The following is a 13,952-nucleotide window of genomic DNA, read 5'->3' as shown; positions in this document are numbered from 1 at the left end:
AGTAAAGCGATTAAAAGAAATAACTAAGCAATGGAAAAATCATGACAATCAACAAATATACAGCCAGCAATTAAATCTATTTACCCACCAACCAAACCGTCCTAATAATCAAATGAGTCAGATCTTCATTTGTTTTGACCAATAGTTATCAAGTCTTTTTCTTTACTCGCGAACCTAATGCATCATGCATTTAATATTCTCCCTTTCGAATTTGAGAAAATTAAAGCACAGAATAAGAAATTATCGTGATACCAATAATTTAAAGGGGGCATTAGTAAAATTAAATAGGTTAGAAATTCTAGAATATGAATTTATGAGTAGATTGACTGTGACATTAGGTTCAAAGAGGTGTGATTACTTTTAGACTACTCATCAACTCGGGTTCTTTCATAATTCAAAATAAATATTCAATCTTTAAATGTTAATCAGTAACTAAAATGAAAATTTTATTGTGTTTAGATGCTCAAACTGAAAATGATTATGATAAGAATGGGTGATCATTTATAAGAGAATATACAACTGTTAATATACAAAGAATTTATGAAGTTTGATGCTTATTAAAATTAATATGGAATTTACATATGGAAATCAAGCAAATAAAGTATTTTTTGACGGTTGTTGAAGCAGGCAGTATTGGTAAGGCTGCCCAAAAACTTGATGTTGGCGCTTCTGCGATTAGTCAGCAAATTAGTAAGTTAGAACAAGAGTTGAGCATTCGCTTATTACAGCGTAATGCTTTTGGTGTGACCCCAACTCCCGCTGGCCTTGCTTTTTTAAAGCACTCTCAACTTATTTTGCGTCAAGTAAACTTCGCAATAGATGCTGCGCATTCAGCACGGCTTTCTGGTCATGTCAGTCTTGGTTTTCCGCCAACTATTACTGCTTTAATTGGCATCCCTTTAATGAAACTAATGTCTGAACGCTATCCGGATATTCGTTTAGAAATTGTGGAAACGCTGTCAGGTAACCTGATTCAGTCTATTAACTCACGCCAGCTTGATATTGCCATTATTTTTACCAATGAAATTGATAAACAGTGGTCGATCCAACCTTTAGTACGCGAGCAAATGTATTTAATGGCACGAAAGGAAGTGCTAGAAGAACATGGCCTTGCCGAATGCATCAAAAGTGGCGTTATTCAGTCTCAACAAATTGGAGACCTTCCTTTAGTATTACCACGCCAGCGTCATAGTTTAAGAAAGTTGCTTGAGCACAAGATTGGTCAGCTTAATGTCGTCTATGAAATTGATGGCCTACACTTACTCATGGACAGTCTAATTCACCTCGACCTTGCCAGTGTCCGCCCAGGTAGCGCTTGTCTACAAGAGTACAAACATAAGCTTCAATTACTCAAGTTAGTAGAACCCGAAGTTGAGCGAATCAATTATCTGGTCAGCCTTGCCGAAGAAGAATTATCACCTGCTGCACTTGCTGCAAAGTCAGCCATTAAGGCCTGTGTGAAAGATTTGATTCAAAACCAGATTTGGCCATGTTCTGAAATTATTTTATAAAGAGTCATTAATTTTATTAAATACCTAATTAATTTTGCCCTCTCACTCCCTCCTTATTTTTGAGATTACATTTTCGTCCGAATGATAAGTGGTTTTCTGCTTATCGAAATATAGATGTGTAGTTTGAACTGGAAACAAGGCATCACATTTTCCAACAAGGTCGTCTGTAAATCTCCTGCCAAACTCATTTGCTCTTTAGATTTATTGATTGAATCGATTTTAGGTTCGACCTCGAAAATCGTGAATGTTTCCATTCTGTCAGGCCAAGGAGGTCTCCAATGGATGTCGTGAATAACCGTAGGGCTACTTTTAAAAAAATATTAAATGTAACGAGTGGCAACTTTTTAGAGCAGTACGACTTTTTTCTTTTTGGTTTCTATGCCACTTATATTGCAGCAAAATTCTTCCACTCTGAAAATGAATATGTCTCTTTAATGATGACATTTACCGTATTTGCTGCGGGCTTTCTGATGCGTCCTCTCGGCGCTATTTTTTTAGGTGCTTATGTCGATAGAGTGGGCCGTCGTAAAGGTCTTATTGTTACCTTAAGCCTTATGGCAATGGGAACCATCTTAATTACCTTTATCCCAGGTTATGAAACCATTGGTATTATCGCACCAATTTTGGTGGTCATTGGACGTCTATTACAAGGCTTCTCGGCAGGTGTTGAATCTGGCGGTGTTTCTATTTATCTAGCAGAGATTGCAACGGATAAAAATCGTGGATTTATCACAAGCTGGCAGTCTGGCAGCCAACAAGTTGCTGTTGTGTTTGCCGCATTACTTGGCTACTGGCTCAACACCATTTTAACTACGGCTCAAGTGGGTGAATGGGGCTGGCGTATTCCGTTCTTAATTGGTTGTTTGATTATTCCTTTAATCTTCTTGTTCCGTCGTACCTTAGAGGAAACTGAAGACTTTAAATCGCAAAAGACTCATCCTTCAACAAAAGAAATTTTCAGCACATTGGCGAGCAACTGGCGCATCGTCCTTGCGGGTATGATGATGAGTGCAATGACCACAACCACGTTCTACTTTATTACGGTTTACACCACAGTGTATGCAAAACGTACTTTAGAAATGTCAGTAACAGACAGCCTTTTAGCAACCGTGTTTGTTGGTTTGTCTAATTTCTTCTGGTTACCAATGGGTGGTTTGCTTTCAGACAAAATTGGTCGCCGTCCAGTACTAGTCGGTATTACCACACTTGCTCTCTTTACAAGTTATCCAGTTCTAAGTTGGTTAGTGAGCAACATTAGTTTTTCAAACCTTCTAATTACGCTTGCTTACTTCTCGTTCTTCTTTGGTATGTACAACGGAACCATGGTCGCAACACTTGCAGAAGTGATGCCGAAACGTGTGCGTACAGTTGGTTTCTCTTTAGCATTCAGCCTTGCAGCCGCTATTTTTGGTGGTATGACACCAATGGCGTGTACCTTCCTTGTAGAAAACACAGGAAACCCAAGTACCCCTGCTTTCTGGCTCATGCTTGCTGCGGTCTGTAGCCTCATCTCAAGCTTGTATCTATGCCGCGGTTCTAAACAGAAAAATACTGACGCGATTGCTGAACCTGCAAAAATTAGCGCTTAAAACAAACTAAAACTTAACCTGAAATTTTAATGAACAGTACGGCAGATCTTCAGTTTCCGTACTGCGTCTCTTGCAACTAAAGTGAGGCATTATGAAAAAATCCCCTATCTTCATGACTATTTGCCTAGCTAGTGCGGGCTTAGGATCAACACTTGCTAATGCAGATACAATCGAAGTGATTAGCTCAGGTGGTTTTTATTCATCTATGGAAAAACTCATTCCAATATTTGAAAAGCAAACTGGTCACACGGTTCACCTCTCATCTGGTTCATCCATGGGTGCGTCACCAACTGCAATCCCAAACCGTCTTGACCGTGGTGAACGTTTTGACATGGTGGTATTGGCTGCTCCAGAACTAAAAAAGCTTGCAGAAAAAGGTTTTGTAGACCCAAATTCACAAAGTGCATTAGTGAATTCAAGCATTGGTATGGCTGTGCCTAAAGGTGCACCAAAGCCAGATATCAGCTCTGCAGAAAAATTTGAAAAAGTTTTATTAAATGCCAAGCACATAGGCTATTCAGCAAGTGCGAGCGGTACACATCTTGAAAAAGATGTTTTCCCAAGCTTCCCGCCTGTCGAGTACAAAGTAATTTCGAGTAAGGCAGAAAAAGTAGTGGGTGACCGCGTTGCAAAACGTATCGCCGAAGGCCAGTTTGATATTGGTTTCCAGCAAATAAGTGAAATCAAACCTTTTACAGGCAAATATGGTCAAGTTGAATTAGTCGGTCCAATTCCTGCACCGTATCAAAAAGTGACAGTATTTGCGGCAGGCATTGGTAAAAACTCGGAACATGCAAAAGTCGCAAAAGAGTTAATTAAATTTGTGAAATCGCCACAAGCAACACAAATTATTGAAGAACAGGGTCTTGAGCAGGTTAAAGAATAAAAGCTCTAAAAGGTAACATCTTGAGGTGATGTTGCCTTTACTCTATTGCAAGTTTACTCAAAGCAATAGAACAAAAACTATAGCGATAAACCAGTGTAGAATTAATCCATAAAGGTTAATGTAGTATTTGCCGTGGAACTTAAACAATTAAAGTATTTTATTGCAGTGATCGAGTCAGGAAGCTTGGGTAAAGCTGCAAAAAATCTCGATATTGGAACTTCTGCATTAAGCCAGCAAATCTCAAAATTAGAAAGCGAGCTTTCTATTCGCCTTTTACAACGTACCGCTTTGGGTACGGTTCCCACCCCTGCGGGTTTAGCTTTTTTTCAACAAGTACAACTGGCACTTAGACACCTAGACCATGCTATAGATTCTGCGCATTCTTCGCGTTTAAGTGGTCATGTCACCGTCGGTTTTTCGCCGAGTGTCGCGTCGGTTATCGGCACCCACTTTTTAAAACTCATGAGAAACCGTTATCCCGACATTAAAGTCCGTTTAATTGAAGGCTTATCGGGTGACTTAAAAGCTTTAGTTAATGCAAGGCAACTCGATGTTGCCATCATCTTTAGTGACGATGTCGACCCACAGTGGGCCATACAACCTTTAGTCAAAGAACAGATGTTTTTAATCTCACCTAAAGAAGTGTTGAGTCAGTACCACCTTGAAAGCTGTATCGACACTCAGACCATTAACCATTCAGAGCTTAAAGAACTCCCTCTGATTTTACCAAGTCAACGACATGGACTGCGTTTACTGCTCGAACAGAAAATTCATCAGCTTAAAGTGGCCTATGAAATTGATGGACTGCATTTGTTAATGGAAAGCATTAGCCAACTCGAAATGGCAACGATTCAACCTGCGGGTGCATCGTTAAACTCACGGCAAGACTTATGTTTACTGCGCGTTGTAGAACCTTCTATTGAACGTATTAACTATTTAATTAGTCTCTCTGAAGAAGAGCTCTCGCCTGCCACCTTAGCCACGAAGGTGGTGATTCGTGCCTGTGTAGCAAACTTGATTAATGAAAAGCGCTGGCCCGGTGCGGAACTCATAAACACTTAAGCCATTAGTGTTTATTTTTACTAAACACCCATTCAAGCTTAGCCTCTCACTTCACCTTTCCTTTTAAAGCTACATTAGCCCTAGCTGAGAAAGGGAGAAATCCATGCATGATGTGATTGTAATTGGTGGTGGGAATGCCGCACTGTGTGCCGCGCTCATGGCAAAAGAAAGTGGCGCTTCTGTACTGGTAATAGAAGCAGCGCCCAAAGAGTGGCGTGGTGGTAACTCACAACACACTCGTAACCTCCGTTGCATGCATGACGCTCCTCAAGATGTATTGGTTGACGCCTATCCCGAAGAAGAATATTGGCAAGACCTACTTAAAGTGACTGCGGGGAAAACCAATGAGCACTTAGCCCGTCTGGTCATTCGTAGCACGGCGACCTGCCGCGACTGGATGCGTAAACATGGTGTGAATTTTCAGCCACCGCTATCGGGTGCTTTGCATGTTGCACGTACTAATGCTTTTTTTATGGGTGGTGGTAAAGCCCTCATTAATGCGTACTACCGTAGTGCCCAAGAACTTGGTATTGAAATTTTATACAACACAAAAATTAAAGATCTAAAGTTAAACCAAGGACATTTTGAAGCTGCAATTGCTGAAGATGGCCGTGTGTTTAAAGCAAAAAGCTGTGTCTTGGCCGCAGGTGGTTTTGAGTCAAATTTAGAATGGTTAAGAGAAGCATGGGGACAAAATGAAAACGGCGAATGGCCTGCCGATAATTTCATTATTCGCGGAACCCGCTTTAATCAAGGCAACTTGCTCAAATTTATGATAGATCAAGGTGCCGATATTATTGGTGACCCATCGCAATCGCACTGTGTCGCCGTAGATGCACGCGCACCGTTATATGACGGTGGTATTTGTACTCGTATTGACTGCGTTTCCTTGGGAATTGTGGTCAATAACAAAGCTGAACGTTTTTATGATGAAGGCGAAGACTTCTGGCCAAAACGTTATGCGATTTGGGGCCGCCTTGTTGCTAAACAACCCCAGCAAATTGCTTATTCGATTATTGATTCAAAAGCCATTGGTCGTTTTATGCCACCTGTATTTGCTGGCGTAAAAGCAAATAGCATTCAAGAGTTAGCCGAAAAAATCGGGCTAGATGCCAAAACCTTATGCCATACCGTAGAAGAATTTAATCAAGCCTGTGTGCAAGGCACCTTTAATCATACCGTTTTAGATGACTGCACCACCGAAAATATTGTTCCCAACAAAACCCACTGGGCCGTTCCTCTCGATCAACCACCTTTCTATGCCTATGCCCTTAAACCTGGCATTACCTTTACCTATTTAGGTTTAAAAGTCGAAGACGATGCTGCTGTGCGTTTTAACAATAAGCCAAGCCGCAACCTGTTTGTCGCAGGTGAAATGATGGCAGGTAACGTACTTGGTCAGGGTTATACCGCAGGTGTTGGTATGTCGATTGGCACAACCTTTGGACGCATTGCCGGAAAAAATGCAGCCCACTATGCACTTTCACAAGGAGTTGAACATGAATGCTAATAGCAAAGCCCTAATTCCAGTTGTTCAGCTCTCTGACCATGAGCAAGAAGTCCAAAGAGCCCTACAGATTTGTAATGCTTGTCGCTACTGTGAGTCTTTTTGTGCTGTATTTGCGGCCATGACCAAACGTCTTGAGTTTAACCAAGCCGATATTCATTACCTCGCAAACCTGTGCCATAACTGTGGTGCGTGTTTACACGCTTGCCAATATGCCCCACCGCATGAGTTTGGCGTAAACATTCCAAAAGCGATGGCGCAAGTACGTTTACAAACTTATCAAGAATTTGCGACCCCTCAGCCTTTAGGTCGACTTTATAAATCTGTGGGTATTCCTTTTGTTTCAGTGTTAACACTTATTTTCTTTTTTTGCATGTTAGCCGTAGTGTGGTACAAAGGCACCGACCTGTTTGCAGGCTATCAAGGTAATTTCTATGCGATTTTCCCGCATAACTTTTTAGCACTATTGTTTGGAGCGACCTTTACAGTTGCGATTGTTTTGCTCGGTATCGGGATTAGTAAATTCTGGCGACAAACCTCAAAAGTCATTCATGGCAAAGTTGAAAAACCAGACCTAGTTCAAGCCACCCAAAATGTATTAACACTTAAATATTTAGATGGTGGACATGGCAAAGGCTGTAATGAGCAAGATGACCGTTACACACAAATCCGCCGAGTGTTCCATCACCTGACGTTTTATGGCTTTATGCTCTGCTTTGCAGCTACAGGTGTAGCGACTTTATATCATTATTTTCTTGACCTACATGCACCTTATCCTTACCTAAGCTTGCCTGTCATTTTAGGAACTTTGGGTGGAATCGGCTTAGTTGTTGGACCATCCGGTTTGCTCTATTTAAATCTTAAACGTCATCCGTTGCATGGTGACCGTGAGCAAAAACCTGTAGATCGAGGCTTTATTTTCCTTCTACTTATCGTTAGCGCTTCAGGGCTAGCACTTATGGCATTTCGCAATACCCCTTACATGGCACTTTTACTGATTTTCCATTTAGCCACGGTCATGACGTTCTTTATTACCATGCCATTTGGAAAGTTCGCACATGGTTTTTACCGCAGTGCTTCTTTACTCAAATTTGCCATCGAAGAACGTATTTCCAAGAAGTCATAATTTCATTCAAAAGTATTCACTATCTTGGCGTAGTGAATACTTTTATTATTTTTAAGCTTAAAACACTTCATACCTTGCCTATTTTTTACTATTTAAAATTCCCAAGCCATACATTGGCCACTTCGTACTCGCTTTAATATTATTAATCAGCATCGCTACCAAAACCAAAGACACTGCGCCGACCAAAACAGGGAAAATTAAGAAACTCCACTGGTAATGTATGCTGCTCGCGGTCAACAAAATAACCAAAGGATTGGCCCCAGCAGGTGGATGAACGCACTTAAATACTTGCATGAGTGCAATGGCACAGCCCACTGAAAAAGCAATTGTAAAAATGGAAACACCGACAAATTTTAGAAAAAACAAACCCACAAAAGCCGAGATAAGATGCCCAAATATGATATTTCTCGGCTGTGCCAAAGGTGACTGCGACACTGTATAAAGCAGTACACAAGTCGCACCAAACGGCGCCATGATAAAAATATTGTGTGTGAGCTTACTCAACCACAACAGTATAAAAATACTGAGCGTACCTCCAACAAGGCTTCTTAAGACATCAACTTTAGTGGGCGATGGAGCCAGTTTTTCTTTGCCATAAAAAATAGAGAACATGGTTTTTTCCTCAAACAAAAAGTTGCTTTTTAAAAAGCATATAGATAAAATTCTAAATAGTACAGATCTGTACTATTTTATTTTTTGGAAAAGTTTTATGTCAAAATCTGCCTTAAAAATATTAGATACAGCCGAGAAGTTATTTAATGAAAATAGTTTTGTCGGGGTTGGCGTTGACTTGATTCGCGATGAATCCGGTTGTTCCAAAACCACCATGTACACGTACTATAAAAATAAAAATCAACTGGTTCAGTCTGTGCTCGTTGCACGTGATGAAAGGTTTAAGCAAAGTCTTTTAGGCTATGTGGGAGATGCAACGGGGTTAGAGGCCATCAATAAAATTCTTGACTGGCATACCAATTGGTTTAGGCAAGATTTTTTTAAAGGCTGTTTATTTGTAAGAGCGGTCGCTGAATCTAACCAAAATGATCAAGACATTATTTCTATTTCTAAAGCCCATAAACAATGGATTAAAGTATTGATTGCACAAAACTGCAATATACCCAATGGTGAAGCTTTATCTGAGCTGATCTATACGGTGATTGAAGGGCTAATTAGCCGCTTTTTAGTCGATGGTTTCGATGAAACACTTGCGACAAACATGAAAAACTCTATTAATCAATTATTTAATATTCATCAACATTAGCATGAGAACTTAAAATGGAAGTGGACCATATTTTTATTTGTGTACAATCAGGCGCTCCCGAAGCTGAAACTTTAAAAAAATTCGGTCTAACAGAAGGTTCATCCAATAAGCACCCAGGTCAAGGTACCGAAAACAGACGATTTTTCTTTAAAAACAGTTTTATCGAGTTAATCTTTTTAAATAATCCAGAAGAAGCCTCAAGCGATCTCACCAAACCAACTCTGCTTTTTGAACGACTGAGTGCTCAAGATAATATCGCGTCCCCTTTTGGTATTTGCTTTAGACCTAAAGATAAAGATGATAACGGCGCAAAATTTCCTAATTGGGTTTACAAGCCAAGCTATTTACCAGCCAGCTTAGAAGTAAATGTTGCCAAAGACTCTGTTGTATCTGAGCCAATGTGGTTCTTTCTCTCATTTGCTTCACGACCAGACCTTGCTGCGAAAGAAAAACAACAACCACTTGTGCATAGCAAAGATTTATCAGAAATAACCGCAATCAAAGTTTCTATTCCAAACCTCGAACAGCACCCTACTTCGTTACTGTTCAATACGCTTGATGATTTTGAAATCACCGATGGAACGGAGCATTTAATGGAAATCAGTTTTGATCATGAACCTCAAGGAATAATTCATGATTTCAGACCAGAGCTGCCACTTATTTTTAAATATTAAGGCTCTTATTTTCCAATAAAAAAACTGTGATTTATTGCAAATCACAGTTTTCATTAAAATTGAATAACATTAAAAGCGGCAATAGCTTAAGCAATTTTTCCATCAATAATGCCTTTCTCTTTTAATGCAACAAGCTCTTCTGCTGTTTTAAATCTCGATAAGATTTGAGCAGTATGTTCACCAAGTTCTGGCGGCGCATGATGATATTCAACTGGAGTATCAGATAACTTGATTGGTGAGCCAATGGTTTGGAAGTTTTCATTTAAACGATGAGGAATATTGACCACCAAATTGCGATGTACGATTTGTGGTTCAGCCAAAGCATCTTCAATAGAGTTGATTACACCTACGGGAACTTTAAGCGCATGAATCATGTCGACCCATTCTTTGGCAGTTTTCTGCAAAAAGTGCTCGGACAATAAAGGAATCAGTTCATCTCGATATTTGACACGGTCTTGGTTGCGTATAAACTTTTCATTTTCGAGCAACTCTGGATAACCAATCGCAATACACAAATCTTTAAACTGTTTGTCATTACCGCAAGCAATAATAAATTCTTTATCTTTAGCCTTAAAAGTTTGATACGGCACAATACTTGGGTGTTGATTGCCCATGCGCTGTGGGGCTTTACCCGAAGCTAAATAGTTCATTCCCTGATTTGCCAGTGCCGCGACCTGCACATCAAGGAGTGACATATCAATATACTGACCGCGTCCCGTGTGCGAACGTGCAATCAAGGCAGCTTGAATGGCAATGGTGGAATATAGACCAGTTTGAATATCTACAACAGCCACTCCAACCTTTTGTGCACCACCGCCTGCCACATCATCAGGCTCACCAGTAATGCTCATTAAGCCAGACATACCCTGAATAATAAAATCATAACCGGGTTCTTCTGCACGTGGGCCATCTTGCCCAAAACCAGTAATCGAGCAATAAATAATATTTGGGTTCAACTCACTTAATGACGCGTAGTCCAAACCATATTTAGCCAAAGACCCTGTCTTATAATTTTCAATGACAACATCGGCAGTCTTGGCAATTTCATAAATTAAGGCCTGACCTTCGGGTGTGGTTATGTCTACCGCAACCGAATATTTATTACGGTTGGTACACTGGAAATAACCAGATTCACGGGTCATGTTTCCATCTTGATCGGGCATCCATGGTGGACCCCACATACGGGTATCATCACCTACTCGAGGACGTTCAATTTTAATCACTTCTGCGCCAAGGTCTGCCAAGATTTGCCCACACCAAGGTCCTGCAAGTACACGACTTAAATCTAAAACCCGAATTCCTTGTAATGCACCCATAACGATACCCTTATCTTTTTAGAAGGTGCTCAATGCACCTCCCTGTCATTGTTTATGATTGTCTTTGTGGGTCGTACTGACGATCTTTAATAAATAAGCCCGGCAATACACCCGCAACAAAATACGCAGCGCCCATCACAATAAAGGCCATGGTAAACGTACCGCCCGATGCTAAGAAACCAATGGTAGCTGGTGCAATAGCGGCCCCGACACGACCAATGTTATAAGCACCGCCAATGGCTGTTCCGCGTACATCAGTTGAAAAACTTTCAGCCATATAAGTCGCGTTCACACCGTATGGAATGCCATATAAGAAGCCAAAGGTAATTAATAAATACAAAATATTGTCAGGGGTATTGAAGAAAATAATGATTGGCAAGAACACGGCGCTGGCTATTGTTCCAAACACAAAAACAGCACGGCGGTTAAATTTGTCAGCAAGATAACCCGCTAAAATTTTTCCTAGAATCATTGCAGTATATGAACCCACCATGTAACTGGTTAAGTTTTTAAAGTTCATATGCACTTCTGTTTCTAAATAACTTGGCATCCAGTTGTTAATGCCGTAATAACCAAACTGTAAGAAGAATGCCGTAGTCATCCACAACAAAAACATCTTGCGGTGCTTAAAGTTATTAAAAATTTGCTTATAGATACTGCCACTTTTCGGCTTTTCAGCCACCACTCTTTCTTTAGGCTGTCTGTTGCCTTGCAAACTTTCAATTTTGGTGAGCTGCCAAGATTTTGGCTCTGGCACAAATCGTTGTAGGAAAATATTTACAAAAGCAGGCACCACGGTCAGGAAGAACAAAACACGCCAGCCATGATCTGGAATAATCGCGCCAGCTAATAGCGTCGCAGCAATATAACCTACAGTCTGGCCCGTCTGTAATGTGCCCAAGACCGTTGTACGGTAAGTGGTGGGCACATATTCAGCCATTAAGGTATTACATGCCATATAGAGTGCTCCAATACCCAAAGCACCTATAAAACGTAAAGCCATAAATTGCTCGAAGCTTTGTGTAAAGCCCAATAAACAGGTCGCTACCGAAAAAAAGGTTACCGAGTTCGCAATGGTTCTTACACGGCCAAACTTGTCACATGCCCAGCCACCCAAAATTCCGCCAATACCCATACCTGCTAAAGAAGCACTACCTAAGGCACCCGCTTGAAAGGTACTTAAACCAAACTCTGCCTTTAAACTGGTCAAGCTATAAGACAACAGCATAATATCTATGCCATCGACTACCATTGCAAAATAGGCAAATAACAACGCCCATTTCCATGTATTTGGTCCAATCTTTTCATATGTTCCAAGGTTACTTGGAAATGTATTTCTTAATTCTTTCGATATTACTTGAACGTCATTGTTCATCTTTAGTTCCTCATTTTCCCAAATGAGTCATCGATAGCTTACTTATGTTTTCTGTATGACTTAATCTTCTATATTTTCATAATCTTACGTTTATTTTTAAGTACACAGAGGCACATCTTTACATGAGTATCCTTACGATGAATCTTGTCATTTTCCATAAATTTTTGCGTAAAAATCCCTAAAGGTGCTCTCGAAAGAACACCTCGATCTGTTACAAATGAATGAGTTAGTTACTAAATGCGGCTATGCCTGTTTGTGCACGACCTAAAATCAAGGCATGAACATCATGTGTACCTTCATAGGTATTTACGACTTCAAGATTAACCAAATGACGTGCTACGCCAAACTCGTCACTAATACCATTTCCACCCATCATGTCGCGCGCCATACGAGCGATATCAAGCGCCTTTCCACAGTTATTACGCTTAATTAAAGATGTCCCTTCAACTGATGCAATACCTTCATCTTTCATACGGCCAAAACGTAAAGCTGCCTGTAAACCCAAAGCAATTTCAGTTTGCATATCTGCCAGTTTCTTTTGAATCAACTGATTTGCAGCCAACGGACGGCCAAATTGTTTGCGGTCCATGGTGTATTGATGTGCAGTATGCCAGCAGAACTCGGCAGCACCCATTGCGCCCCATGCAATACCATAACGGGCACTATTTAGACAGGTAAATGGGCCTTTTAAACCTCGAATTTCAGGGAACGCATTCTCTTCAGGTACAAATACGTTATCCATCACGATTTCACCTGTAATCGATGCACGTAAACCAACCTTGCCATGAATGGCAGGTGCAGATAGACCTTCCCAGCCCTTTTCTAAAATAAAGCCGCGAATATCACCCACGTTACCTTCAGCAGAAACTTCTTTTGCCCAAACGACAAATACATCGGCAATTGGACTATTGGTAATCCACATTTTTGCGCCAGTCAAACGATAACCACCGTCAACTTTTTTAGCACGTGTAATCATACTGCCTGGGTCTGAACCATGGTCAGGTTCAGTCAAGCCAAAACAACCAATGTATTCACCAGTAGCAAGTTTAGGTAAGTACTTCTGCTTTTGCTCTTCGGTACCAAATTCATGAATCGGAACCATGACCAATGAGCTTTGCACGCTCGCCATAGAGCGGTAACCCGAATCGACATATTCAATTTCACGTGCAACCAAACCGTAACTCACATAGTTCAAACCCGCGCCGCCATATTGCTCAGGAATGGTTGGACCCAGTAAGCCTAGCTCTCCCATTTCACGGAAAATAGATGGATCTGTTGTTTCATGACGAAATTGTTCAAGTACACGTGGTTGCAAACGTTCTTGGCAATAGGCGTGAGCAGCATCACGAATCATGCGCTCATCTTCGGTAAGCTGTTGCTCAATTAAAAATGGGTCTTGCCAGTTAAATTGAACTTTTGCTTTTTTTGTTGTCACCATGTGATTCATCGCATCCTCTGCTTGATTTGATCTTCTTTATTTAACTCGATGTTATGCGTGAAAAATGCAGTAATCAAACGATAAATGTTCATGCAGATATGCGACTTACGCATATTTAAAATAAGATGCATTAAATTTAGATATTTAATTCGTTGTATTTAATTAAAAATGGCTTATTTTTATACTAAACTCTGCTCTCTGCATTTAGGT

General features: G+C 40.5%; 12 protein-coding genes. 8 read left to right on the top strand and 4 right to left on the bottom strand.

The window, feature by feature from the left end; translation table 11 throughout:
• Positions 1-581: 581 nt before the first annotated feature.
• The 6 genes from MKX14_RS17660 (at position 582) to tcuB (ending at position 7,681) form a co-directional block, all read left to right on the top strand.
• On the top strand, positions 582-1,511 hold the full coding sequence (locus MKX14_RS17660) for a LysR family transcriptional regulator (protein ID WP_240283107.1): 930 nt from the start codon (positions 582-584) through the stop codon (positions 1,509-1,511).
• Between the two features lie 278 nt (positions 1,512-1,789).
• Positions 1,790-3,100: an MFS transporter gene (gene citA, locus MKX14_RS17655; protein ID WP_240283106.1), complete on the top strand. Its 1,311-nt coding sequence runs from the start codon at positions 1,790-1,792 to the stop codon at positions 3,098-3,100.
• A gap of 91 nt (positions 3,101-3,191) precedes the next feature.
• A complete protein-coding gene (locus MKX14_RS17650; RefSeq protein ID WP_046813226.1) occupies positions 3,192-3,986 on the top strand; it encodes a substrate-binding domain-containing protein in 795 nt (264 codons plus the stop codon).
• A gap of 132 nt (positions 3,987-4,118) precedes the next feature.
• A complete protein-coding gene (locus MKX14_RS17645) occupies positions 4,119-5,048 on the top strand; it encodes a LysR family transcriptional regulator (protein WP_240283105.1) in 930 nt (309 codons plus the stop codon).
• 103 nt (positions 5,049-5,151) lie between these two features.
• On the top strand, positions 5,152-6,558 hold the full coding sequence (gene tcuA, locus MKX14_RS17640) for an FAD-dependent tricarballylate dehydrogenase TcuA (RefSeq protein WP_240283104.1): 1,407 nt from the start codon (positions 5,152-5,154) through the stop codon (positions 6,556-6,558).
• Positions 6,548-7,681, top strand: coding sequence for a tricarballylate utilization 4Fe-4S protein TcuB (gene tcuB, locus MKX14_RS17635; protein WP_240283103.1), 1,134 nt, complete (start codon positions 6,548-6,550; stop codon positions 7,679-7,681). The genes tcuA and tcuB overlap by 11 nt, the downstream gene beginning before the upstream one ends.
• A 78-nt stretch (positions 7,682-7,759) precedes the next feature.
• Here tcuB and MKX14_RS17630 read toward each other — a convergent pair whose 3' ends face one another.
• A complete protein-coding gene (locus MKX14_RS17630) occupies positions 7,760-8,293 on the bottom strand; it encodes an HPP family protein (protein WP_005042963.1) in 534 nt (177 codons plus the stop codon).
• A 97-nt stretch (positions 8,294-8,390) separates the two neighbouring features.
• Between MKX14_RS17630 and MKX14_RS17625 the strand changes: the two genes are divergently transcribed.
• Both MKX14_RS17625 and MKX14_RS17620 read left to right on the top strand, forming a co-directional pair.
• Positions 8,391-8,939: a TetR/AcrR family transcriptional regulator gene (locus MKX14_RS17625; protein ID WP_240283102.1), complete on the top strand. Its 549-nt coding sequence runs from the start codon at positions 8,391-8,393 to the stop codon at positions 8,937-8,939.
• A gap of 14 nt (positions 8,940-8,953) precedes the next feature.
• Positions 8,954-9,613, top strand: a complete 660-nt coding sequence (locus MKX14_RS17620; protein WP_240283101.1) for a VOC family protein — start codon at positions 8,954-8,956, stop codon at positions 9,611-9,613.
• An 86-nt stretch (positions 9,614-9,699) separates the two neighbouring features.
• Here the strand turns inward: MKX14_RS17620 and MKX14_RS17615 are convergent, their stop codons facing one another.
• The 3 genes from MKX14_RS17615 to gcdH all read right to left on the bottom strand — a co-directional run bounded on the left by MKX14_RS17615 (position 9,700) and on the right by gcdH (position 13,751).
• Positions 9,700-10,929 carry a CaiB/BaiF CoA transferase family protein gene (locus MKX14_RS17615; RefSeq protein ID WP_240283100.1) on the bottom strand — a complete coding sequence of 410 codons (1,230 nt, stop codon included), beginning with the start codon at positions 10,927-10,929 and terminating at the stop codon, positions 9,700-9,702.
• Positions 10,930-10,981: 52 nt separating this feature from the next.
• Positions 10,982-12,304: an MFS transporter gene (locus MKX14_RS17610; protein ID WP_240283099.1), complete on the bottom strand. Its 1,323-nt coding sequence runs from the start codon at positions 12,302-12,304 to the stop codon at positions 10,982-10,984.
• Between the two features lie 226 nt (positions 12,305-12,530).
• On the bottom strand, positions 12,531-13,751 hold the full coding sequence (gene gcdH, locus MKX14_RS17605) for an acyl-CoA dehydrogenase (RefSeq protein WP_005111988.1): 1,221 nt from the start codon (positions 13,749-13,751) through the stop codon (positions 12,531-12,533).
• Positions 13,752-13,952 lie beyond the last annotated feature (201 nt).

The organism is Acinetobacter pittii (genome assembly GCF_022449185.1).
GTDB classification, from domain to species: domain Bacteria; phylum Pseudomonadota; class Gammaproteobacteria; order Pseudomonadales; family Moraxellaceae; genus Acinetobacter; species Acinetobacter pittii_I.
This window is presented reverse-complemented; position numbering and strand designations above follow the sequence as displayed.